This is a genomic window from Pantoea sp. SGAir0430, from assembly GCF_043549295.1.
The window spans coordinates 3,160,451-3,183,972 of sequence record NZ_CP039427.1; the positions used below are offsets into that span (position 1 = coordinate 3,160,451).

The following is a 23,522-nucleotide window of genomic DNA, read 5'->3' on the forward strand; positions in this document are numbered from 1 at the left end:
AAATGAGTCAGTTACGTCCGGCTATAGTATTGTTAGTGCTGCTTACCCTGCTGACCGGTGCGGTTTATCCGCTGCTGACCACCGGCCTGGCGCAGTGGTGGTTTCCGTCGCAGGCCAACGGTTCGCTGATTGAGCGCGACGGCGCGGTGCGCGGCTCAGAGCAGATCGGTCAGGCGTTCAGCCAGCCGGGCCACTTCTGGGGCCGTCCATCGGCCACCAGCGACGTGCCGTACAACGCGCAGGCGTCAGGCGGCAGCAACCTTGCCGCCAGTAATCCGGCGCTGGATAAAGCGGTGGCGGAGCGGGTGGCTGCGCTGCGCGCTGCTAATCCGCAGGCGCCGGCAGCGGTGCCGGTGGAGCTGGTAACCGCTTCAGGCAGCGGCCTGGATCCGGACATCTCCCCTGAAGCCGCGCTGTGGCAGGCACCGCGCGTCGCGGCAGCGCGCAACATGACGCTGAAAGACGTCGAGGCGCTGATTGCGCGCAACACCGAGCGCCCGCTGCTGCCGTTTATCGGCGAAGAAACGGTGAACGTGCTGCGGCTGAATATGGCGCTGGATGATTTGCAGGGATGAGGTGAATTCGGTGCGCATGAATGCGCACCCTACAACGTAGGGTCGCCATTTATGGCGACCGTTTCGATATACGCACCACAGCGTAACGCCATTCATGGCGACCGTTTCGATGCATGCACCACAGCGTAACGCCATTTATGGCGACCGTTTCGATGCACGCACCACAGCGTAACGCCATTTATGGCGACCGTTTCATTGTTCGTACGGAACTCAATATTTGAACGACATACACGACGAATTACCGCGCCCCGATCCCGATGCCCTGCTGCTCAATCACAGCGACAGCCATCGCGGTAAACTGAAAATCTACTTCGGCGCCTGTGCGGGCGTAGGGAAAACCTACGCCATGCTGCAGGAGGCGCAGCGCCTGCGTGCGCAGGGGCTGGACGTGCTGGCTGGCGTGGTCGAAACCCACGGCCGTGAAGAGACCGCCGCGCTGCTGCAGGGACTGGCGGTGCTGGCGCGGCGCGCCACTGGTCGGTCGCGCCATGCGGAATTCGACCTCGACGCCGCGCTGGCGCGCCATCCGGCGGTGATCCTGATGGATGAACTGGCGCACACCAACGTACAGGGCTCGCGCCATCCCAAGCGCTGGCAGGACATTGAAGAACTGCTGGATGCCGGTATCGACGTGATTACCACCGTCAACGTGCAGCATCTGGAGAGCCTGAATGACGTGGTGGGCGGCGTCACCGGCATTCAGGTGCGCGAAACCGTACCTGATCCCTTTTTCGACAGCGCCGATGAAGTGGTGCTGGTGGATCTGCCGCCGGACGATCTGCGTCAGCGGCTGAAAGAGGGCAAAGTGTACGTCGGCGACCGCGCCGAGCGCGCCATCGAAAATTTCTTCCGCAAAGGCAACCTGTTCGCGCTGCGTGAACTGGCGCTGCGCCGCACGGCCGACCGGGTAGACGATCAGATGCGCGCCTGGCGCGATCAGCAGGGGCGCGACAAAGTGTGGCACACGCGCGACGCGATTCTGCTGTGCATCGGTGACGACACCGGCAGTGAAAAGCTGGTACGCACCGCCGCCCGTCTCGCTGCCCGGCTCGGCAGCGAGTGGCATGCGGTGTATGTGGAAACGCCGCGCCTCAACCGACTGCCGGAAGCGCAGAGGCGCGCCATTCTGCGCACGCTGCAGCTGGCGCAGGAGCTGGGCGCGGAGACCGCCACGCTGTCCGATCCGGACGAGGCGCGCGCGGTGCTGCGCTATGCGCGCGAGCACAATCTCGGCAAAATTGTTACCGGCCGGCAGCCGCAGCGGCGCTGGCGACGCGACAGCTTTGCCCAGCGTCTCGGCGAGCTGGGGCCGGAGCTTGACCTGCTGGTAGTGGCGCTCGATGAGCCGGTGCGCGATGTGCCAGCGGCCCTGAGCGGCCAGCGTGCCAGCGGCGAGAAATGGCGGCTGCACCTGCGCGGGTGTCTGATGGCGATCGCGCTCTGCGTGCTGGTGACGCTGATTGGCCGCTGGTGGCTGGTGGAGTTTGATACCGCCAACGCGGTGATGATCTATCTGCTGGCGGTGGTGCTGGTGGCGCTGCGCTTTGGCCGCTGGCCGTCGGTGTTCGCCACGGTAATCAATATTCTGGCCTTCGACCTGGTGTTTGTGGCTCCTACCGGCACGGTGGCGGTATCGGATCTGCAATATCTGGTGACCTTTGCGGTGATGCTGGCGGTCGGGGTGATTGTCGGCAATCTCACCGCCGGCGTGCGCTATCAGGCGCGGGTGGCGCGCTACCGTGAACAGCGCGCGCGTCATCTGTATGAGATGGCGAAATCGCTCGGCAGCGCGCTGACGCCGCAGGATATCGCTGCTACCAGCCAGCGCGTCATTGAGGTGACGCTGCAGGCGCGCAGCCAGCTGCTGCTGCCCGACGAACAGGGTGAGCTGCAGTCGGCGGGTGAAAGCACCATCGGGACGCCGCCCGACCTCGGCATCGCCAAATGGAGCTACAGCAAAGGGCAACCGGCTGGAGCCGGCACCGATACGTTACCGGCGGTGCCGTACCAGATTCTGCCGCTGAAAAGCGGGGCGCACTGCCGCGGCCTGCTGGTGGTTGAGCCGGACAACCTGCGCCAGCTGATGATTCCCGAACAGCAGCGGCTGGTGGAGACCTTTACGGTGCTGATTGCCAACGCGCTGGAACGCATGGCGCTGTCACACAGCGAAGCCGCGTCACGGCTGGCCGCCGAGCGTGAACAGCTGCGTAATGCGCTGCTGTCGGCGCTGTCGCACGACCTGCGCACGCCGCTGACGGTGCTGTTTGGCCAGGCCGAGATGCTGATGCTGGACCTCGCCAGCGAGCAGTCGAAATACGTCGGCCAGGCCAATCAGATCCGCGAACAGACGCTGAGCACCATCCGGCTGGTGAGTAACATGCTGGATATGGCGCGCATTCAGTCCGGCGGGCTGAATCTGCGCGAAGAGTGGGTGGCGCTGGATGAGGTGATTGGCGGCGCGCTAAGCAGCATGGGACCGTCGCTGAAAGGGCACGACTTCACGCTGGATTTGCCGCCGGAGCTGGTGCTGATCAAAGGCGACAGCGCGATGCTGGAGCGGGTGTTTACTAACCTGATCGAAAACAGCCTGAAGTATGCCGGCAATGCCGCGCAGCACGGCATTCGTGCCTGGCGCGATAAAACCCGGCTGGAGATTGCCGTATGGGATAACGGACCGGGCATTGCGCCGGAGAATCTGACGCGCATTTTTGACAAGTTTGCCCGCGGCGACAAGGAGTCGGCCGTGCCGGGCGTCGGGCTGGGGCTGGCCATCAGCAAAACCATTATTGAGTCGCATCGCGGACGCATCTGGGCGGAAAACCGGCCGCAGGGCGGGGCGGTGTTTCGCCTGTCGCTGCCGCTGCCGGCCGCGCCTGAAATTTCTGAAGAAGCACTGAAATAACTTCACATAAGTTCGGTTATACTCGATGGCTTGTCTGTTGATAAATGGGAACTTATGGAACGTTTTACCGAAAACCTGATGTATGCATCGCGCTGGCTGCTGGCACCGGTTTACATTGGACTTTCGCTGGGGCTGCTGGCGCTGACGGTTAAATTTTTTCAGGAAATTTTTCACCTGCTGCCCAACATTCTCAGCATCGCGGAAAACGATCTGATTCTGCTGCTGCTGTCGCTGGTGGATATGACGCTGGTCGGTGGCCTGCTGGTCATGGTGATGCTGTCCGGCTATGAGAACTTTGTCTCCAAGCTGGATATCGATGAAAGCAAAGAGAAGCTGAGCTGGCTCGGCAAGATGGATTCCGGCTCGCTGAAAAACAAAGTGGCAGCTTCGATTGTGGCGATCTCATCGATTCACCTGCTGCGTATTTTTATGGATGCGCGCAACGTCGCCAACGAAAAGCTGATGTGGTACGTGATCATCCACCTGACCTTCGTGCTGTCGGCCTTTGTGATGGGCTGGCTGGATAATATGTCGAAGGTTGAAAAGAAATCGTGACCTTTACGCACGATCTGACCGATTGCACCAGGTGCGCATCAATGCGCACCCTGTAAAAACCGCAGTGCCCCGTAGGGTCGCCATTCATGGCGACCTGGCCTCTTACCGCACCGGCTGCGTGCCGGTCAGCTGCGGCATCACGTCCCTGATCATCGCGAAAAAATGCTGCAGGCGGGCCGGATAATAACTGGCCCACGGGTAGGTCAGCCACACCGGCAGCGGCGGTGCCTGCCAGTCGGGCACCAGCTGCACCAGCGCGCCGCTGGCTAAATCCTCCTGCACCACCCATGACGACACAATCGCGGCGCCCATGCCCGCCAGCGCGGCTTTGCGCACCGCGTACAGGCTATCGCTGGCGAGGCGCGGGGCAATCGCCAGGTTGATCGGCTGGCCGTCGCTGAGACGCTGCAGCGCAATTTCATTACGATAAAAACTGGTCAGCGCCAGCCACGGCAGCTGCGTCAGCTGGGTAACCTCTTTCACCGGCGCATGAGCCGCCAGCAGCGCCGGTGCCGCAACGACAAAGCGCGGCACTTCCGCCAGCAGCACCGCCACCACCGACGGATCGGTGGGCGCGCCGACCTGAATGGCGCAGTCAACGTTTTCACTGACAAAGTCCGGCGTGCGGTCGTTGAGCATCCACTCCACTGCCAGGCGCGGATAGCGCTGCAGATAATCCATCAGCGGCGCAATCAACTGATCCTGACCAAATGCATGCGGCGCACGCACGCGCAGCGTGCCGATCGGGTCGTCATTCGCGCCGGTTAACTCATCTTCCAGCGCGTGCCAGGTCGCCACCAGCTGCCGCGCCTGGGCATAGCAGCGTTCCCCGTCGTCGGTGAGTTTCAGCGCATGGGTGGTGCGTAAAATCAGTTTCAGGCCGAGCCGCTGCTCCAGCGCCTGCAGACGGCGACTCACGGTGGGTTGGGTGGTGCCGAGCTGCGCCGCGGCCGCCGACAGCGAGCCGCTTTCAACAATGCGGATAAACGTCTGCATCAGTTCGATGCGGTCAACGCTGGTGAGTGTGCTCATACGTAGCCTGCATAACAGTTCTGTGTCGTAGCAGTCTACCGCGTATGGCCGCAACGCGCTTTAATAAGCGCATCATCACGGGGGAAAACCACTATGTCTGCCATGTCTCAATCTTCTGCCATGCCTGCTGAAACGCTGCCGGTGCCGCTGGTGTTTACGCTGGCGGCCGGTGCCGGTCTCAGCGTGGCATCGATTTACTACAGCCAGCCGATGCTGGATATCATCAGTAAACAGTTCAATGTGGGCATCGGCAGCGTCGGTATGGTGCCGATGCTCACCCAGGCCGGTTACGCGCTGGGGATTCTGCTGCTGGCCCCGCTCGGTGACCGCCACGATCGTCGCACCATCATTCTGGTTAAAGGCTTGCTGCTGGTCGCCGCGCTGCTGCTGTGCGGCTTTTCCGGCGGCATCAATGCGTTGCTGATCGCCAGCTTCGTCACCGGCTTAACCGCTACCGTGGCGCAGGACATTGTGCCGGCGTCGGCGGCGCTGGCTCCGGAGCGCAGCCGCGGCAAAACCGTCGGCACGGTGATGACCGGGCTGCTGGTCGGCATTCTGCTGTCGCGCGTGGTGAGCGGCGTGGTGGCGGAGTATCTGGGCTGGCGCACCATGTACATGATGGCGGCGGCGGCGGTGCTGCTTAGCAGCCTGGCGCTATGGCGCGCGCTGCCACGCTTTACGCCGGGCACCACGGTGAGCTATCCGCGTCTGCTGCTGTCGCTGGCGCATCTGTGGCAACATCACCAGACGCTGCGCCGTGCGGCGCTGGCGCAGGGCCTGCTGTCGGTAAGTTTTAGCGCCTTCTGGTCTACCCTGGCGCTGATGCTGAGCGATCGCTTCCATCTCGACAGCGCCGTGGCAGGGGCCTTCGGTCTGGCCGGTGCCGCCGGGGCGCTGGCCGCGCCGCTGGCGGGCAGTTTTGCCGACCGCATCGGCCCGGCGCGTGTCACCCAGTATGGCGCCACGCTGGTGATGGTGTCGTTTGCCCTGATGTTCCTGCTGCCGGTGCTGCCGGTGCCGGCGCAGCTTGGCCTGATTATCCTCAGCACCATCGGCTTTGACCTTGGCGTGCAGGCCACGCTGGTGGCGCATCAGACGCTGGTCTACAGCCTGGCGCCGGAAGCGCGCAGCCGCCTCAATGCGCTGATGTTCACCGTGGTGTTTATCGGTATGGCGACCGGCGCGGCGCTCGGCAGCCTGGCGCTGGCCCATTTCGGCTGGAATGGCGTGGTCAGCCTTGCGACGGCTGCCGCTGTGCTTGCGCTGCTGATTCGTCTCGCCAGTCGCCATCTGCAAAACTAATTCACGATCCTGTGCCAGGCTTAAAGGAGAATGTTATTTAAAAACGGAGCGTTATGAACTTCCTGGCCTGGACCGCCCTCACTGGCGGTCTGCTACTTTTGATGTCACTGGCTTCCGGCTGGATTCACCGGGGGCCGGTGACGTCGTTTGGTCTCTACCTGTTCGCGGGCATTCTGTGCGGCCCGTGGATGCTTAATCTGCTGCAAATCGACATTATCGGCCACGCCGAGCTCGCCGCCCATATCACCGAAATCACCATGGCCGCCTCGCTGTTTATCACCGGGCTCAAGCTGCGTCTGCCGATGAGCGCGCACGCGTGGCGCGTCGGGCTGCGGCTGGCATTCCCGGCGATGCTGCTGACCGTCGGCGGCATGGCCTGCCTGATTCACTGGATTACCGGTTTTGGCTGGCCGCTGTCGCTGGCGTTTGGTGCCATTGTTGCCCCGACCGACCCGGTGCTTGCCAGCCTGATCTCCGTTAACGATGCGCGCGATGACGATGCGCTGCGCGTGGCGCTCTCCAGCGAGGCCGGCATGAACGACGGTTCGGCGCTGCCGCTGCTGATGCTGGCGCTGCTGCTGATGCATCCGGGCGCCTTCAGTCTGGAGCTGCTGGGCGGCTGGGCGGCGCGCGATGTGGTGTGGGCGATTGGCGGCGGGCTGGCGATTGGTTACCTGCTCGGACGGCTGATCGGCCAGCTGGCGACCCATCTGCGCAGCGCGCATCACGACGTGGCGCCCAATGATTTTCTCGCGCTGGCACTGATTGCCCTGAGCTACGCGGCGGCGCAGTCGGTGGATGCGTCTGGCTTTCTTGCCACCTTTGCGGCAGGCGTCGGCTTACGCCGCGCCGAGCTGCGCGTGACTAAACGCTTTCCGCTGGAAGACCTGCCGGAAGAGAAGCGCTACCTGCCGGCAGAGGTGCTGGTCAATCCTAACCAGCGTCTGAAGCAGCAGGGCGGCAGCCCGGTAAAATCGGTCGGCCTGGTGGTCGGCGATGCGCTGTCGTTTGGTGATACTATCGAACGCCTGCTGGCGGCAGCGATGATGGTGGTGCTGGGCATCACGCTGGCGCATCACTGGAATCTCACCGGCATTGGTCTGGCGCTGCTGCTGTTTGTGGTGGTGCGGCCGCTGGCGGTATGGCTGACCACCTGGCGCTGCGAAATGCCGTTTATGCGGCGGATGCTGATTGGCTGGCTGGGGATTCGCGGCATCGGCAGTATCAATTATATTGCTTATGCCTGGGTGCACGGCCTGCAGGGCCCGCAGGCGGAACAGATGATGGACATGGCGCTGACGCTGGTGGTGTGCAGCATTGTGCTGCATGGCATCACGGTGACGCCGCTACTGAACTGGCGTGCTGCCCGGCAGGCGGCACGCACGCAGCAAGATGAAACGTGATTTTCTGGAAATAACGGGAGCTTATTATGAAAGCATTGCTTATCGCCCTGGTAGGGCTGTCGCTGTCTGCCAGCGCGCTGGCGGATGATACGGATGCCGACGCGCAGGAGAACATTTACGCCAGCCAGCTGTGCCACATTGTTAGCGGGGAGCAGAAAACCGGTGACATGCAGAGCTACACCGAGAAAATGAAGTCACAGCTGGCGGCCAGCCAGTCACCGTCGGCCATGAACAAGCCTTCCTTCAACGAGGAAACCGCGCAGGAAGTGGTCAACGGATGGCTGGAGCTGGGTGAAGAAGAGCGGGCGAAGCTGCGTCACGATCAGCAGCAGTGTGAGCAGACGGTGATGACTCAATTCCAGCAGCAGGATTAACTTTTCCCCTTCTCTTCGTGAATACGCGCCTTTTCTGGCGCGTTTTTTTATGGCTTTTTTGTACGAAATGCGTACATTATCGCCAGATTGAAACAGGACCTGCATCACATAATGAGACGCCGCCTCCGGGCTGGCGCATTTTCCATACCGGCTACTGGGCAAGATGATTACACGGCGTCGTTTTCTGTTGGCTAGCGGAGCAACCGTACTCTCCATGACGGCGGGCAAACTGTTTGCCCGGGATGACATTATTCCGCTCTGGCCGGACGACCCACCGGGCGGCGGCGGTCCGTCTGGCTTACTGAAAGTCAGCGCTAACGGTTCATGGACCAATATCGTTTCTCCCGCTATTCAGCGCTTTCGTCCGGAGAATCCCAACGGCGAAGCGGTGATCGTTGCGGCTGGTGGCGGCTACCGTTTTATCGGCATGGGGCGCGAAGCCTGGCCGGTCGCGCGCTGGCTTAATGCCAACGGGTATACTGCCTACGTGCTGAGCTACCGACTGCCGGGTGAAAAGTGGCAGGCCGGCAGACTGGCGCCGCTGCAGGATGCGCAGCGCGCGATTCGCATGGTGCGCGCGATGGAAAACAAGGTGCACCTGCTGGGCTTTTCGGCCGGCGGCCATCTGCTCGGCATGGCGGCAGCGCGGCCTGACTTCGTCACCTATTCACCGCAGGATTCGCTGGATGACATCCGGCCAACCGCAGACAGCGTCGGGCTGATTTACCCGGTTATCACCCTTGAAGCGCCGTATCAGCACACCCGTACTCACCAGATGATCGTGGGCAATGACGCCACGCCGACCCAGGAAGCCAACTGGTCAGTGCAAAATTACGTCACCCGCGCCTATCCGCCAACCTTTCTGGCGCAGGCGGAGGACGATCATACCTCCAACCCTCATAACACCGAGCTGATGCGCGACGCCTGCCGCCGGATGCGCGTGCCGGTTGAGCTGATCGAACTGAGCAGCGGTGGCCATGGCTTTGGCCTCGGTAAAGCCGGCACCCCCGCCGCGCTGTGGGACCAGGCGTATGTCCGCTGGCTGGATAAGCTGGGATAAGGTGTGATGGGCTGCGGTCGCCATGAATGGCGCCCCTACAGCAGTGTGGCGCGCTGTTTTGTAGGGTGCGCATTCATGCGCACCTGGATGCTCGCCAGGTCACCGTTTTTTTGGTCGCCATGAATGGCGTCCCTGCAGCAGTATGATGCGCTATTTTGTAGGGTACGCATTCATGCGCACCTGGATGCTCGCCAGGTCACCGTTGTTTGGGTCGCCATGAATGGCGCCCCTGCAGCAGCGTGACGCGCTGTTTTGTAGGGTGCGCATTCATGCGCACCTGGATGCTCGCCTGGTCACCGTTTTTTGGTCGCCATGAATGGCGCCCCTACAGCAGCGTGGTGTGCTGTTTTGTAGGGTGCGCATTCATGCGCACCTGGTTCACGTCAGATTAAAATACCGGTCCGGCTGGCTCGCTGCCGGCAGCGGGAAATCGTTGTTCATCGCTTTCAGATTGCGTTCGATATTCACGCACAGCGCATCCAGCGGCAGATGATTGGGCGCGGTGCCGAACGGATCTTCCAGCTCCTCCGCCAGCGACTCCAGCGACAAAAAGGTATACGAAATAAACACCGACACCAGCGGCGTCATCAGGTGCAAATCCGCCACCAGCGCGAACGGTAGCAGGGTGCAGAACAGATACACCGTGCGGTGCAGAATCAGGCTGTAGGCGAAGGGAATCGGTGTGCTGGCCAGCCGGTCGCAGCCACCCAGATACGCCGACAGATGGTTGAGGTTGTCATCAATACTCTGCCAGACGATATCCGTCACTAATCCCTCATCACGCCGCTGCGCCAGCCATTCGCCCATGCATAACATGATTTGAGAGGTCGGCATCGGATGGCCGAGCACCGCGGCGTGCCACGCGGGCGGCAGCAGCCGCTGCAGATCGGCCTGGGCATCGGTTTTACGCAGCCGGTGTTTCAGGCTCCAGCTAAACGCCAGCTGCAGCCCGATAAACTCCTGCACCTGTTCCGCACGCAGTCCGCGCAGCGTTTTCACCTGGCGCAGCAGCGAGCGCTGAGTGATGTGCATATTGCCCCACAGCGTGCGCGCCTCGATAAAGCGCGCGTAGCTGGCGTTATTGCGAAAGCCAAGAAAGATGGCGATCGACACGCCTATCAGGCTGAACGGTGCGGTGGTCAGGTGAATGCCGAGCGTGGAATACCAGGGATAACCCAGAATGGCGATCACTGACATCAGCAGGTTAAGCGACAGGCGGAACGCAATGCGAGACAGCACTGAGCCGTGCCAGTCAAACAACCGGAGAAACCAGTGTTGATGAGGACGTACGATCATTTTGCGATGGTGTTTTTTATGATTTTGTCGCCACAGATTACGCCCGTCGCAGGCGCAGAATCAACGCCGGTGAGCCGCTGTTTTACCAGCAAAAACGCTGCGCTTTGGCTAATTAATCTATTTAAATCAAGCTTCTAAAAACGCTTTGAACAAGTTGTAAAATTCTTTGCGTTATCTCTTTGTCCGCGCTTTCTCTAAAGTTTATTCCAGCAGCACAACACACAAATTTAAAACCACTTTAGAGGAAAATATCATGTCTAAACTCGACCTGCTTGACCCACAGAACTCAACCCTGATCTTCATCGACCACCAGCCACAGATGGCGTTTGGTGTCGCCAATATTGACCGCCAGCAGCTCAAAAATAACACCGTCGCCCTGGCGAAAGCGGGGAAAATTTTCGACGTGCCGGTGATTTACACCTCGGTAGAAACGGAAAGCTTCAGCGGCTACATCTGGCCGGAACTGCTGGCGGTACACCCGGAATCGAAGCCGATTGAGCGCACCTCCATGAACTCCTGGGAAGATGCGAAATTTGTCGAGGCGGTAGAGAAAACCGGCCGCAAAAAACTGATCATCTCGGCGCTGTGGACCGAAGTGTGCCTGACTTTCCCGGCCCTGATGGCGCTGAAAGCCGGTTACGAAGTGTATGTGGTGACCGATACCTCCGGCGGCACCAGTGTTGATGCGCACGAACGTTCCGTGCAGCGCATGGTGCAGGCGGGTGCGGTGCCGGTGACCTGGCAGCAGGTGCTGCTGGAGTACCAGCGCGACTGGTCACGCAAAGAGACCTACGATGCAGTGATGGATCTGGTGCGTGAGCACAGCGGTGCCTACGGCATGGGCGTCGACTACGCCTACACCATGGTGCACAAAGCGCCGCAGCGTCAGGGCTAATTTAGCGGTAGTGCGGCAGGCGGGTTTTCAATGCGTCGATAAATAGCCGCAGCGCCATCGACTGATGCCGGTTCGGCGGGAACCACAGCGCGATTCCCGCCGACTGAATGCGCCAGTCGGCCAGCAGCTCCACTAATTTCCCCTGCTGCAGTGCCTCGCTAACGTACAGCGAAGGCACGAACGCAATCCCTGAACCGTTGATGGCCGCGCGCGCCATCAGCGCGTTATTGTCTAACGTCAGCGTACCCGGCACGTCAATATCCAGACTTTCTTCCGCACTCTGATACTCCCAGCGATAGCGTTTGCCCCCGGGCAGGCGATGACGAATACACTGCTGCTGCAGTAAATCCTGCGGCTGACGCACCGGCGCGTGCACCGCCAGATAGTCGGGCGAGGCCACGGTAACGAAGGTCAGCGGGCCGCCGAGCGCAATAGCCACCATATCCTGCGGCACATCCTCAATCAGCCGGATGCCGGCATCAAACCCGGCGGCGGTAATATCCACCAGCGCGCCCTGGGCGGCGAAATCAAGCTGAATACCGGGATAGCGCGCGCTGAACTCGGGCACCACCTGATCCAGCAGCAGGCCAATCACCTCATCGCTGGCGCTGATGCGCAGCGTACCGTACTGCTGCTGGCGGCTCAGGCTGACGTCGTGCAGCACCTCATCCATCTGATTGAGCAGCGGCGCGAGGCGCTGTAATAGCTGCTCACCGGCGTCAGTCAGCGACACGCTGCGTGTGGTGCGCTGAAACAGCTGCACGCCGAGGTTGTGCTCCAGCGTTTTCACCAGGTGGCTGAGCGAAGAGCGCTTCAGGCCAAGCAGCTCGGCAGCGCGCCGGAAGCTGCGCTGCTCGCCCAGCGTTTTGATCGCCTGCAGTTCGTGCCAGGAAGGGCGTTTCATTGGTGGTATTTCCTCACCAGGTCATGTGCAATTGGGGAGATTATGACCACCAGTAAAGCGATCTATCATCAGGTTTTCAACATGAGGAGCGCAAAATGAAAACCTGGTTAATTACCGGTGCCAGCAGCGGACTGGGCCGACTGATGAGTGAACGTTTACTTGAGCGCGGCGATCGCGTGGTGGCAACGGTGCGCCGCGAGCAGGCGCTAGCCGATTTGCAGCAGCAATATGGCGATCGGCTGCTGGTGATGCGGCTGGATCTGGCCGAAACGGCCAGTATCGCACCGGCCATCGCCAGCGCCTTTGCCCGTGTCGGGCGTATTGATGTGGTGGTAAGCAACGCCGCTTACGGTCTGTTTGGCGCGGCGGAAGAGCTCAGCGACGCGCAGATTGCACGCCAGATCGCCACCAATCTCACCGGATCGATCCAGCTGATTCGCGCCGTCATCCCGCATTTGCGCCAGCAGGGCGGTGGCCGCATTGCGCAGATCTCGTCCGAGGGCGGCCAGGTGGCGTATCCCAATTTCAGCCTGTATCACGCCAGCAAATGGGGCATTGAAGGTTTTGTCGAAGCGGTGCGCCAGGAAGTCGCCAGCTTTGGCATCGAGCTGCTGCTGGTGGAGCCGGGCCCGACCGTCACCAACTTCGCCAGCGGGCTGGATATCGCCGCGCCGCTCGACGCCTATCGTGACAACGCATCCGGTCAGTTGCGTCGGGCGATTGAAGCGGGTGACTTTACTATATTGGGTGATGCCGGAAAATGCGTGGCGGCCACGCTGGCGACGCTGGATCAGGAAACGATGCCGCTGCGGCTGGCGCTGGGCAGCACGGCCTATCAGCACATCGAAGCCGCGCTCAAAGCCCGGCTGGCAGAACTGCGCGCGCAGAAAGCGCTGGCGTTTGGCGCGGATGCGTAACTTTGTCGTGTCACCTGGTTGCGCAGACCGTTATTAATGGCGGTCTGCGGCTGGTTAACACGGACTGGCTGACATCTTTGGCCCTTTTATTTACCTTAACCATAAAAACGATTTTTATTTTCGTTTTTAACGATATGCTTCAACAGATATTGGCATTTATCAACAACATTGCGGGCATCTTTAAACCCCTGTTCAAGCACCGCAATATTTAATGCATGGTCGTCATGGTTAAACTGCATTGGTTCGGTATCGCACATGTTCCAGGCACGCGTTGTCGCTTCTGTCCAGTGATGAACGCTTTCTCCGGACCAGGCAATATTCTCTTTAAGCATTCTCACTGGGTTCCCGCCCCAGCAGCTATTGGAGTGTATCGTTTTCCCCGCCACCAGACTCATGGCACCAATTACGCTGCCGGAGTGGATCGATGAACCTTTTAAAATCATCGCGTTTTGTCCGATCCACACGTGATCGCCGATATAAATGCTACGGGAATGATTGATGCGCTGATTATCCGCAATATTATATAGTAGATGAGGATCGGCGGTTCGCATCCAGATACCAAAGGAGAGACAACAATGATTGCCAATGATGATATTTTTTTCTTCTGAGAGAATCAGCGTTAACTTTTCATTGAAGTAATTATGTCTGCCAATGAAGCAGACCGAATTTGAGAATGCAATTATTTTAACGATATAGGGTATCGCACTTTGGCTCAAATAAATGATTGAATTATCCGCCCGAAAATCCACTACGGAATCCTGCAGGACTACGCCCTCCTCACATACCAGAATATTGTTCTTACCATGAAAATTAATCTGGCTATTGATGAGTGTCGGTTCTTTACCGAGAAATTTGTTACCTTCAATAAGCCTGAGCTGCTCTGGATGTAATATTGTCATTTTTCGCTACGTGAGTCGGGATGGCCGCTTTCAAAGCGGCCTGAATCACGTCAATATTAAGCGTTGGGCATCAGAACAGCAGGCTGTGCGCCGTGGCGCGCAGCGCAATGCCGAGCAAAATGCCTGGCACGGCGAAGCGGAACAGGCGCGGAAAACGGCTGGAGAGACCGAGGAAAATGCCGATGCCGGGCAGGTCGAAGGTCTGAATCAGCAGGCCTGCCGAGGCGTTGATGTTGTGCGCACTGTACTGCCCCTGTTCGACCAGACCGGCAACCACGCCGTAATAGGCGGTGCCGCCAGCCAGGCATTTGGTCAGCGCAGGCAGCACATACACCTCGGCGATATGCAGTTTGTGTAACAGCGGTGCCAGCAGCTGCGTCAGCAGCTCAATGGCGCCGGCACTCTTCAGGATGCCCACTACCGACAAGGAAAGGATCAGCATCGGCAGCGAACCGAGTGCAAGGCGAATGGCGTCGGCACCCGAGGTGTTGATGATGGCGATCAGCCCCGGCTTCGCGTCGCTGTTCTCCACGCCCTGATCTTCATCGCGCAGCGCGATGTCGGAAAGTTTACGGGCAAAAAAGTGATAGGTTGAGGCGGCCGCCAGCACGCCGCCGCTGATGGAGAACAGCAGCGCGGCGCTCCAGTTGAGCCCGTCAGGAATCAGCGGATAAAAGGCGTTGGCCTGGCCCATCGCAAACAGCATCGCCAGCGTGGCTGCCATGTGGCGGTCTGACGTGCCGCGCTTCTCCATGATCGCCAGCGCGGCGAGCGGTGCGGCAAAGCTGACAAAATTTAACTGGATGAGTGCGAACAGCGCCAGGCCGGTAATCCCCAGCGGCTTCAGTAACGGCGTGGCGTGGCGCACGACAAAATCCAGCACGCCTTTCACTTCGAGGTATTTCATGATGAATAGCATCACCACCATGATGGGAATCAGAGTGTAAAGCGCGACGTCGACCGCAGCTTTGCCCGACTCCATAATTATGCTGATGATATTCACGTGCTGACGTCGTCCCGTTACCGCAAAACGCTGGCCGCCGGGCCAGCAAAGCAAAAATCATAGCGGGTATGCGCGCTGTTGAGTAGTCAGCAAACAAAAAAGCCCCCAGGCGGGGGCTGCGATGATGGCGCGGAGGCGGTGTTAGCGCATGGTGACGAACTCTTCCGCCGCCGTCGGGTGAATCGCCACGGTGTTGTCGAAGTCTTTTTTGGTGGCACCCATTTTCAGCGCCACCGCAAAGCCCTGCAGCATCTCATCCATGCCGTTGCCGATACCGTGAATACCCACAATCTTCTCCTCCGGACCCACGCATACCAGCTTCATGCGGCACGGCTGGCGGTGCTGGGTCACGGCGGTATACATGGCGGTGAACGACGATTTGTACACTTTTACCTGATCGTCGCCATACTGCTCACGCGCCTGCGGCTCGGTCAGACCGACGGTGCCAATCGGTGGATGGCTGAACACCACGGTGGGAACGTTGCTGTAGTCGAGATGCTCGTCCGGCTTGTTATTAAACAGGCGTTCGGACAGGCGACGGCCTGCCGCCACGGCCACCGGCGTCAGCTCGACCGCACCGGTGTTATCACCCACCGCATAGATGCCTTTGACGTTGGTGTTCTGGAATTTGTCGACCTGAATGTAGCCTTTGTCATTCAGCGCCACACCGGTCACCGCCAGGTTGAGGTTATCGGTCGCGGGCTCGCGGCCAATCGCCCATACCAGGCAATCCACCGTCTGCTGCTGACCGTTTTCCAGCTGCAGCGTCAGGCTGCCGTCAGCGTTCCTGATCACCGCTTTCGGGATCGATTCGGTGTGCAGCGTCGGACCTTCCGCCTGCATCACTTCTACCAGCGTCTCAACAATCAGCGGGTCAAAGCTGCGCAGCGGCGCATGCTGGCGCACAAACAGGTGAGTTTCTGCGCCCAGCGCATTCACCACGCCGGCCAGCTCTACCGCAATGTAGCCTGCGCCTACCACCGCAACGCGTTTTGGCAGCGCCTCCAGCTCAAAGAAGCCGTCGGAATCGATGCCGTACTCTGCGCCCGGCACCTGCGGATGGCTGGGACGACCACCGGTGGCGATCAGGATATGGTCGGCAGTAATGGTCTCGCCGTTCACTTCCACCGTGTGGGCATCGACAAAGCGCGCGAACCCTTTGATCACTTCCACCTGGTTTTTACCCAGCACGTTGTCGTACGAGGTGTGGATACGGTCGATATAGGCGCTGCGGTTTTTCACCAGCGTTGACCAGTCAAAGCGATTAACGGTGGTATCAAAGCCGTAATCCGGACCGTACAGGTGAATTGCTTCGGCGATTTGCGCCGCATGCCACATCACTTTCTTCGGTACACAGCCGACGTTGACGCAGGTGCCGCCCAGCTCTTTCGCTTCGATCAGCGCGCACTTCTGGCCATACATCGCCGCACGGTTAATGGAGGCGATACCGCCGCTGCCGCCGCCAATGGCGAGGTAATCAAAATGTCTGGTCATCCGTTGTATCCATCTGTTGGAGGAAAACTGGCATAGAGTGTAACGCCGCTTCAGTTACCGGCGCAAAGTTTGCACCTATGTATGTAATAGGGTTGAATGCCGGCAAGGGGTTGGCTCAAAGGAACTTATCATGCACCTGACATTTCTTGGTACCGGCGCGGGCGCGCCCAGCCTGCAGCGCAACGTCACGGCCATTGCGCTAACGCTGTCGAAACGCGGCGAGACCTGGCTGTTCGACTGTGGCGAAGCGACGCAGCATCAGTTTATGCGATCGGCGCTTAAGCCCGGCAAGCTGGAAAAAATCTTTATTACCCATTTGCATGGCGATCACATCTTTGGCCTGCCGGGTCTGCTCACCAGCCGTTCGATGGCGGGCCTGACCGAGCCGATGACGCTGTACGGTCCGAAAGGATTGCGCCAGTTTGTCGAGACTGCGCTCAGCCTGAGTGGCTCTTATACCGGCTATCCGCTGGAGATTGTCGAGATCGAAGCCGGCGCGGTGCTGGATAACGGTGAGTTTCGCGTCACGGCTTACGCGCTGAACCACGTGGTTGAGTGCTACGGCTACCGCATCGAACAGCATGATAAGCCGGGCTTCCTTGACGCACCGCGCCTGAAGGCGGAAGGCGTGCCGCGCGGCCCGTGGTATCAGGATCTGAAACAGGGCAAACGCATCACGCTGGAAGATGGCCGCGAGATCAACGGCGCCGACTATCTTGGTCCGGCCACCAAAGGCAAAGTGCTGGCGATCTTCGGCGATACCGGCCCCACCGAGGTGGCGTTGCAGCTGGCGGCGAACGCCGATGTGATGGTGCATGAAACCACGCTGGAAGCGGCGATGGCGGAAAAAGCCAACGGGCGCGGCCACTCCACTACGGTGCAGGCGGCCAGCGTGTCACAGCGCGCTGGCGCAAAACGCATGATCGCTACGCACTTTAGCTCGCGCTATTTGTCGCAGGATCGGGAAAGGCTACTGGCAGAGTGCCAGTCGGTGTTTCCGGCCACCGAACTGGCGCATGATTTTGCGATATTTGAGGTGTAGCGCTTATTCCGGCACGATTTGCGTCACGCTGTAGTGACCGGTGCCAGCGGGCACCAGTTTCTGGTGCAGCCACGGCAGCAGCTCTTCCATCTGCGCTTTCAGCTTCCACGGCGGGTTGATGACAATCATCCCGGACGCGGTCATGCCGCGCTGATCGCTGTCCGGACGTACTGCCAGCTCGATCTGCAGAATATTGCGGATGCCGGTGGCTTCCAGATCCTTCAGCATGTGCTTGATCTGCTGGCGCAACACCACCGGATACCACAGTGCATAGACGCCGGTGGCGAAACGTTTGTGACCTTCCTGAATGCCTTTCACCACATCCTGATAATCGCTTTTCATTTCGTACGGCGGGTCGATAAGGATCAGGCCGCGACGGGTCGGTGGCGGCAGTTTGGCCTTCAGCTGCTGATAGCCATCCGCGCGTTCAACGCGGGCGCGCGCATCTTTACTGAACTCACTGCGCAGCAGCGGGTAATCGGTCGGATGCAGTTCAGTGAGCTGCAGCTTATCCTCGTCGCGCAGCAGATGGCGGGCGATCAGCGGCGAGCCAGGGTAATAGCGCAGCGTGCCGGTTGGGTTGAGGTTGCGAATCGCCGCCAGATAGGGCTTCAGCAGCGCCGGTGCGTCCGGCTGCTGCCAGATACGCGCAATGCCTTCCAGATATTCGCCGGTACGTTCGGCGTGCTCACCGCTCAGCTGGTAACGTCCGGCACCGGCGTGGGTGTCCAGATAGAGGAAAGGTTTCTCCTTCTCCATCAGGGCGGTGAGGATCAGGCTTTCAACGGTGTGTTTCAGCACGTCGGCGTGGTTGCCGGCATGAAAACTGTGGCGATAACTCAGCATAAAAAAGAGGGGTCCGCGGTTGGATCAATGAAGTCGAATAGATCGTGTGTGGCGCGATTATAGCCGCGCCGCATAAAAATTGCTGACGTTTTACCATCCGCTTAAGTTTTCAGCGCCCGGGTCGCTTTAGCGGAATGCGACCGGTCTGGTAGAGAACTAATTTCACTCAGGGATAATTCGACTCTCGAAATTTTACCGCAGATTAAGTAAGTTAGTAGCCGAAAACGAAGCGGTCGCGAGCGAAATGCCAGGAATGCGTCTCTGGCAAGGAAACTTTTCGGCCATGGCCGTATAATTTTTTGCTTCAAGCATCCTTAATAACTCCTGGTGACAATAATGAAAAAAATGACTGGTATCGCGGTGGCAAGCCTGCTGGCACTGGCCGGCTGCGCGAAACAACAGCCTGTTCATAGCCTGGTAACGCCGCCCGCCGCCGAAGCTCAGCCGATGGCTGAATCTGCTGCACGGCCTGACGGCCAGCCGTTTGTAACCGAAGCGCCAGCCCAGCCGGCCGCTGCCTCGTTCGCTGACGATCGCGCCAGCAATATTCAGCAGTGCCGTAAAGAGCTGGATGCGATGCGCCTCTACAGCCAGGCGTCTTACGACAGCTACCAGGCGGAATTCCAGAAAATTGGCGCGCAGACCAACAAATATCTGCAGATTAAAGATTCGATCGGCGCGGATATTAACGATTTAGTCATGCCGCGCTATCAGTTCCAGATCCGTGAACTGTGCTTCCGCATTAAAACCCGTCTGTCACAGCTGATAATTCGCCAGGCCGGTTAACAATAACGGCGTAAGCCGACCCCTTTTTTAACAGCGCGACAACCTCGCGCGGTGGATGGCTTCATCTCAATTAACATATTGAGATGAGGCCTTTTGTTTTCTTAGCGGCAAGGAGCCGCGACTGGAGGTTTTGATGACACAGCGTCATCTGCTGGCGGTGCTGATTAGCGCGGCCTTACTGCTACCCGGACAGGCCGCGTCAGCGGCTGATGATGACATGCTGCGCGCGTTCAGCGAAGCAGCGCGCACCCTGCCGCCGGCACCGGCAGCAAAACCACAGCCACCTGCAAAACCGGCCGCTAAACCGGCGGCGAAAACCGTCAGCAAGGCAGAGAAAAAAGCCGCAACAGCGCCCGATCACAGTGCGGAACTGACGCGTCTGCGCACCCGCGTGGCGGAGCTGGAAAAGCTGTCTGCGGCACCTGCGGTGAAAGCGGACGATGCGTTAAAGGCGCAGCTGGCCGCCAGCGACAAAAAGCTGGCAGCGCTCAGCGCGGAGAAGCAGCAGCAGGAGAAAAACATCGCCACGCTGCAGCAGGCGCTGAAAGAGGCACAGCAGCAAAGCGCCGGCAGCGCCCAGCTGACGAAACAGCTCAGCGACGCGCGCGCGGCGGCCACCCAGAGCGCCGACGCGCTGAAGGCGCTGAAAGCGGAAAACGAGAAAACGCTGGCGGCGCTGCAGGCAGAGAGCAAAAAGCAGCTCAGCGCCCAGCAGGCCGGGAACGACAAAAAACTGGCAGCGCTCAGCGCGGAGAAGCAGCAGCAGGAGAAAAACATCGCCACGCTGCAGCAGGCGCTGAAAGAGGCACAGCAGCAGCAAAGCGCCGGCAGCGCCCAGCTGACCAAACAGCTCAGCGAAGCGCGCGCGGCAGCGAGCCAAAGCGCCGACACACTGAAAGCGCTGAAAGCGGAAAATGACAAGGCGCTGGCGGCGCTGCAGGCAGAGAGCAAAAAGCAGCTCAGCGCCCAGCAGGCGGCAAGCGACAAAAAGCTGGCGGCCTTACAGGCAGAAAACGAGAAGGCGCTGGCGGCGCTGCAGGCTGAGAGTAAAAAGCAGCTCAGCGCCCAGCAGGCGGAAAGCGACAAAAAGCTGACGGCATTACAGGCTGAAAGCAAACAGCAGCTCAGCGCACAACAGGCTGAGAGCGCCCAAAAACTGGCCGCGCAGCAGACTGCAAGCGACAAACAGCTGAAAGCGTTACAGTCACAGCAGACGGAAAGCGAGAAGAAGCTCACCGCCCTGCAGACGCAGCAGGCCGAGCGTGAAAAACAACTCGCCGCGCTGGACAGTGACAAACAGCAGCAGGCACACAACCTGGCGCAGCTGACGCGGGAACTGGAGGCGGCGAAGCAGCAACCGGTCGCCGCGCCAAAACTTTCTGCCCCGAAAAGCGATGCCGAACGCGATGGCTACACGCTGGGTCAGTTCATCGCCAGCAATGCGGTGGTGCAGTTGCAGATGGTCAAAGACATCGGCCTCAGCATCAGTATGGATCAGCTGATTGCCGGCTTAACCACCCAGCTGCAAAGCGGTGATTCGCTGCTTGATGGCGAAGAGATGGCGCGCCGTTACGCCACCATGCAGGCTTCCATTGGCAAAGGACTGAACGCACTGATTGAAAAAGGTTACGCGCAGCTGGACAAGAAAGTGGCGAAGCGTAAAGCGCTGAAGAAAGATCTCGGCATGCAGTGGTTTGCGGTGAAAAGCGTGAAAGGCAAACTGCTGCCGGACCAGCAGGCGGCGGTCAGCGTCCGCGTCACCACTCTGAGCGGCAAGGTAATCAACGATTTTTCGCACGATCAGGTGCCGTTCAACGACAGCCTGCCGCCGCTGTTGCAGGAAGGCATGTCGCTGACCGGTAAAGGCGGCGCAGTGGAAGGCTGGGCGCTGGCGAAAGATATTTACGAGCGCGAGCCGCTGCCACCGTGGGTCGCGCCGTATGATGTGATCCATTATCAGCTGACCATCAAATAACCTCTGGCCCGCCGTCTGGCGGGCTTTTTTTTTCAACATTGCGCGCTAGATCGCGCCGCTACTGATACGTGCACTTATTGTAGCGGCGCGATTCATCGCGCGTTTTTCTCTCTGCCCTTGCGGGTGGCATTGATTTTCCCCTCGTCTGGCCGCATGTTAGTAAAATTGCGCCGCGCCCCTGCGCGCGGCCCCACTCCATGATGAAAGGACTGCGCTTATGACCAATCCGTTACTCACGCCTTTTACGCTACCGCCTTTTTCCGCCATCAAACCTGAGCACGTGGTTCCCGCTGTAACTCAAGCGCTGAACGACTGTCGCGCGGCGGTGGAGCGCGTAGTGGCGCAGGGCGCGCCTTACACCTGGGAAAATTTAGTCCAGCCGCTGGCGGAAGTAGACGATCGCCTGGGCCGCATCTTCTCGCCGGTCAGCCATCTCAACTCGGTAAAAAACAGCCCGGAACTGCGCGAAGCCTACGAGCAGACGCTGCCGCTGCTGTCCGAATACAGCACCTGGGTGGGCCAGCACGAAGGCCTGTATCAGGCGTATCGCAACCTGCGTGAGGGCGAGAGCTACGCACAGCTGGATACCGCGCAGAAGAAAGCGGTGGATAACAGCCTGCGCGACTTTGAGCTGTCCGGTATCGGCCTCGATAAACAGAAACAGAAACGCTATGGCGAGATCGCCGCGCGCCTCTCCGAGCTGGGATCGGCTTACAGCAACAACGTGCTGGACGCCACCATGGGCTGGAGCAAACTGATCACCGACGAAGCTGAACTGGCGGGCATGCCGGAGAGCGCACTGGCCGCGGCCAAAGCGCAGGCGGAAGCCAAACAGCAGGAAGGCTGGCTGCTGACGCTGGATATCCCGAGCTATCTGCCGGTGATGACCTATTGTGACAACGCCGCGCTGCGTGAAGAGATGTATCGCGCCTATTCCACCCGTGCCTCCGATCAGGGCCCGAACCCCGGTAAATGGGACAACGGCCCAATCATGGCGGAAGAGCTGGCGCTGCGCCACGAACTGGCCGAGCTGCTGGGCTTTGACTCGTTCGCCGACAAATCGCTGGCAACCAAAATGGCGGAAAGCCCGTCTCAGGTGATCGACTTCCTGAACGACCTCGCCAAACGCGCGCGCCCGCAGGGTGAAAAAGAGCTGGCGCAGCTGCGTGCCTTCGCCAAAAAAGAGTTTGGCGTGGATGACATGAATCCGTGGGATCTCACCTATTACGGCGAGAAGCAGAAACAGCATCTGTACACCATCAGCGACGAACAGCTGCGTCCGTACTTCCCGGAATCACGCGCGGTAAACGGCCTGTTTGAAGTGGTGAAGCGCATTTATGGCATCACCGCCAAAGAGCGTACCGACGTGGATGTTTATCATCCGGACGTGCGTTTCTTCGACCTGTACGACGAGAGCGGCGAGCTGCGTGGCAGCTTCTACCTCGACCTTTACGCGCGCGAGCACAAGCGCGGCGGCGCGTGGATGGATGACTGCGTCGGGCAGATGCGCAAAGCCGATGGCAGTCTGCAGAAGCCGGTGGCGTACCTGACCTGTAACTTCAATCGCCCGGTACAGGGCAAACCGGCGCTGTTCACTCACGATGAAGTGACCACACTGTTCCACGAGTTCGGCCACGGCCTGCACCACATGCTGACGCGCATCGAAGCGCCGGGCGTATCCGGCATCAACGGCGTGCCTTGGGATGCGGTCGAGCTGCCGAGCCAGTTTATGGAAAACTGGTGCTGGGAGCCGGAAGCGCTGGCGTTCATCTCCGGCCATTACGAAACCGGTGAGCCGCTGCCGAAAGCGCTGCTGGATAAAATGCTGGCGGCGAAGAACTATCAGGCGGCGCTGTTCATTCTGCGTCAGCTGGAGTTCGGCCTGTTCGATTTCCGTCTGCATACCGAATTTGATCCGGCGCAGGGCGCGCAAATCCTCGAAACCCTGCGTGAAGTGAAAAAACAGGTTGCCGTAGTGCCGAGTCCGGAGTGGGGCCGCTTCCCGCACGCCTTCAGCCACGTGTTTGCCGGTGGCTACGCGGCGGGTTACTACAGCTATCTGTGGGCCGATGTGCTGGCTGCCGATGCGTATTCGCGCTTCGAAGAAGAGGGCATCTTCAACCGTCAGACCGGTCAGTCGTTCCTCGACAACATCCTGACGCGCGGCGGTTCCGAAGAGCCGATGGAGCTGTTCAAGCGCTTCCGCGGCCGTGAACCGCAGCTGGATGCGATGCTGGAACACTACGGAATTCAGGGATAAAC

20 protein-coding genes are annotated in these 23,522 nt (G+C 59.8%); 13 read left to right on the forward strand and 7 right to left on the reverse strand.

The window, feature by feature from the left end:
• Nucleotides 1-2 precede the first annotated feature (2 nt).
• The 3 genes from kdpC (at nt 3) to E7738_RS14950 (ending at nt 4,032) form a co-directional block, all read left to right on the forward strand.
• A complete protein-coding gene (gene kdpC, locus E7738_RS14940; protein WP_021507876.1) occupies nt 3-575 on the forward strand; it encodes a potassium-transporting ATPase subunit KdpC in 573 nt (190 codons plus the stop codon).
• A 226-nt stretch (nt 576-801) separates the two neighbouring features.
• Complete coding sequence (gene kdpD, locus E7738_RS14945; protein WP_211725836.1) at nt 802-3,477, forward strand: two-component system sensor histidine kinase KdpD; 2,676 nt, start codon at nt 802-804, stop codon at nt 3,475-3,477.
• 54 nt (nt 3,478-3,531) lie between these two features.
• Nucleotides 3,532-4,032, forward strand: coding sequence for a TIGR00645 family protein (locus E7738_RS14950; protein WP_021507874.1), 501 nt, complete (start codon nt 3,532-3,534; stop codon nt 4,030-4,032).
• Nucleotides 4,033-4,134: 102 nt separating this feature from the next.
• Here the strand turns inward: E7738_RS14950 and E7738_RS14955 are convergent, their stop codons facing one another.
• A complete protein-coding gene (locus E7738_RS14955; protein WP_021507873.1) occupies nt 4,135-5,064 on the reverse strand; it encodes a LysR family transcriptional regulator in 930 nt (309 codons plus the stop codon).
• Nucleotides 5,065-5,157: 93 nt separating this feature from the next.
• Here E7738_RS14955 and E7738_RS14960 point away from each other — a divergent pair, with 93 nt between their 5' ends.
• The 4 genes from E7738_RS14960 to E7738_RS14975 all read left to right on the forward strand — a co-directional run bounded on the left by E7738_RS14960 (nt 5,158) and on the right by E7738_RS14975 (nt 9,203).
• A complete protein-coding gene (locus E7738_RS14960) occupies nt 5,158-6,366 on the forward strand; it encodes an MFS transporter (protein WP_394515756.1) in 1,209 nt (402 codons plus the stop codon).
• Nucleotides 6,367-6,419: 53 nt separating this feature from the next.
• Nucleotides 6,420-7,769, forward strand: a complete 1,350-nt coding sequence (locus tag E7738_RS14965) for a cation:proton antiporter (RefSeq protein WP_159378010.1) — start codon at nt 6,420-6,422, stop codon at nt 7,767-7,769.
• A gap of 26 nt (nt 7,770-7,795) precedes the next feature.
• A complete protein-coding gene (locus tag E7738_RS14970) occupies nt 7,796-8,143 on the forward strand; it encodes a hypothetical protein (RefSeq protein ID WP_021507870.1) in 348 nt (115 codons plus the stop codon).
• Between the two features lie 163 nt (nt 8,144-8,306).
• Nucleotides 8,307-9,203 carry an alpha/beta hydrolase gene (locus tag E7738_RS14975; RefSeq protein ID WP_058759350.1) on the forward strand — a complete coding sequence of 299 codons (897 nt, stop codon included), beginning with the start codon at nt 8,307-8,309 and terminating at the stop codon, nt 9,201-9,203.
• 378 nt (nt 9,204-9,581) lie between these two features.
• Here the strand turns inward: E7738_RS14975 and E7738_RS14980 are convergent, their stop codons facing one another.
• Nucleotides 9,582-10,499 carry a bestrophin family protein gene (locus E7738_RS14980; protein WP_031279808.1) on the reverse strand — a complete coding sequence of 306 codons (918 nt, stop codon included), beginning with the start codon at nt 10,497-10,499 and terminating at the stop codon, nt 9,582-9,584.
• A 253-nt stretch (nt 10,500-10,752) separates the two neighbouring features.
• Here E7738_RS14980 and E7738_RS14985 point away from each other — a divergent pair, with 253 nt between their 5' ends.
• Nucleotides 10,753-11,394 carry a hydrolase gene (locus E7738_RS14985; protein ID WP_021508093.1) on the forward strand — a complete coding sequence of 214 codons (642 nt, stop codon included), beginning with the start codon at nt 10,753-10,755 and terminating at the stop codon, nt 11,392-11,394.
• Between the two features lies 1 nt (nt 11,395).
• On the opposite strand, the gene E7738_RS14990 is transcribed toward E7738_RS14985, so the two are convergent.
• Nucleotides 11,396-12,298 (reverse strand): LysR substrate-binding domain-containing protein, encoded by a 903-nt coding sequence (locus E7738_RS14990; RefSeq protein ID WP_394515757.1) that lies wholly within the window; start codon nt 12,296-12,298, stop codon nt 11,396-11,398.
• Nucleotides 12,299-12,393: 95 nt separating this feature from the next.
• Between E7738_RS14990 and E7738_RS14995 the strand changes: the two genes are divergently transcribed.
• Nucleotides 12,394-13,215 carry an SDR family oxidoreductase gene (locus E7738_RS14995; RefSeq protein WP_394515758.1) on the forward strand — a complete coding sequence of 274 codons (822 nt, stop codon included), beginning with the start codon at nt 12,394-12,396 and terminating at the stop codon, nt 13,213-13,215.
• A 95-nt stretch (nt 13,216-13,310) separates the two neighbouring features.
• On the opposite strand, the gene E7738_RS15000 is transcribed toward E7738_RS14995, so the two are convergent.
• The 3 genes from E7738_RS15000 to gorA form a co-directional block, all read right to left on the reverse strand.
• Nucleotides 13,311-14,114: an acyltransferase gene (locus tag E7738_RS15000; RefSeq protein WP_394515759.1), complete on the reverse strand. Its 804-nt coding sequence runs from the start codon at nt 14,112-14,114 to the stop codon at nt 13,311-13,313.
• 70 nt (nt 14,115-14,184) lie between these two features.
• The gene (locus E7738_RS15005) at nt 14,185-15,117 is read right to left on the reverse strand and encodes a nucleoside recognition family protein (RefSeq protein ID WP_215480675.1); all 933 of its coding nucleotides are present in this window, start codon (nt 15,115-15,117) and stop codon (nt 14,185-14,187) included.
• Between the two features lie 141 nt (nt 15,118-15,258).
• Nucleotides 15,259-16,611 (reverse strand): glutathione-disulfide reductase, encoded by a 1,353-nt coding sequence (gorA, locus tag E7738_RS15010; RefSeq protein WP_058770933.1) that lies wholly within the window; start codon nt 16,609-16,611, stop codon nt 15,259-15,261.
• Nucleotides 16,612-16,741: 130 nt separating this feature from the next.
• Between gorA and rnz the strand changes: the two genes are divergently transcribed.
• A complete protein-coding gene (gene rnz, locus E7738_RS15015) occupies nt 16,742-17,653 on the forward strand; it encodes a ribonuclease Z (RefSeq protein WP_394515760.1) in 912 nt (303 codons plus the stop codon).
• A gap of 3 nt (nt 17,654-17,656) precedes the next feature.
• On the opposite strand, the gene E7738_RS15020 is transcribed toward rnz, so the two are convergent.
• Nucleotides 17,657-18,499, reverse strand: coding sequence for a 23S rRNA (adenine(2030)-N(6))-methyltransferase RlmJ (locus E7738_RS15020; RefSeq protein WP_021508100.1), 843 nt, complete (start codon nt 18,497-18,499; stop codon nt 17,657-17,659).
• A 336-nt stretch (nt 18,500-18,835) separates the two neighbouring features.
• On the opposite strand from E7738_RS15020, the gene E7738_RS15025 reads away from it, so the two are divergent.
• The 3 genes from E7738_RS15025 (at nt 18,836) to prlC (ending at nt 23,520) form a co-directional block, all read left to right on the forward strand.
• Nucleotides 18,836-19,285, forward strand: a complete 450-nt coding sequence (locus E7738_RS15025) for a flagellar basal body L-ring protein FlgH (protein ID WP_206543653.1) — start codon at nt 18,836-18,838, stop codon at nt 19,283-19,285.
• Between the two features lie 133 nt (nt 19,286-19,418).
• Nucleotides 19,419-21,260, forward strand: a complete 1,842-nt coding sequence (locus tag E7738_RS15030; RefSeq protein ID WP_394515761.1) for a hypothetical protein — start codon at nt 19,419-19,421, stop codon at nt 21,258-21,260.
• Between the two features lie 217 nt (nt 21,261-21,477).
• Nucleotides 21,478-23,520, forward strand: coding sequence for an oligopeptidase A (gene prlC / locus E7738_RS15035; RefSeq protein WP_394515762.1), 2,043 nt, complete (start codon nt 21,478-21,480; stop codon nt 23,518-23,520).
• The last annotated feature ends 2 nt before the right edge of the window (nt 23,521-23,522 follow it).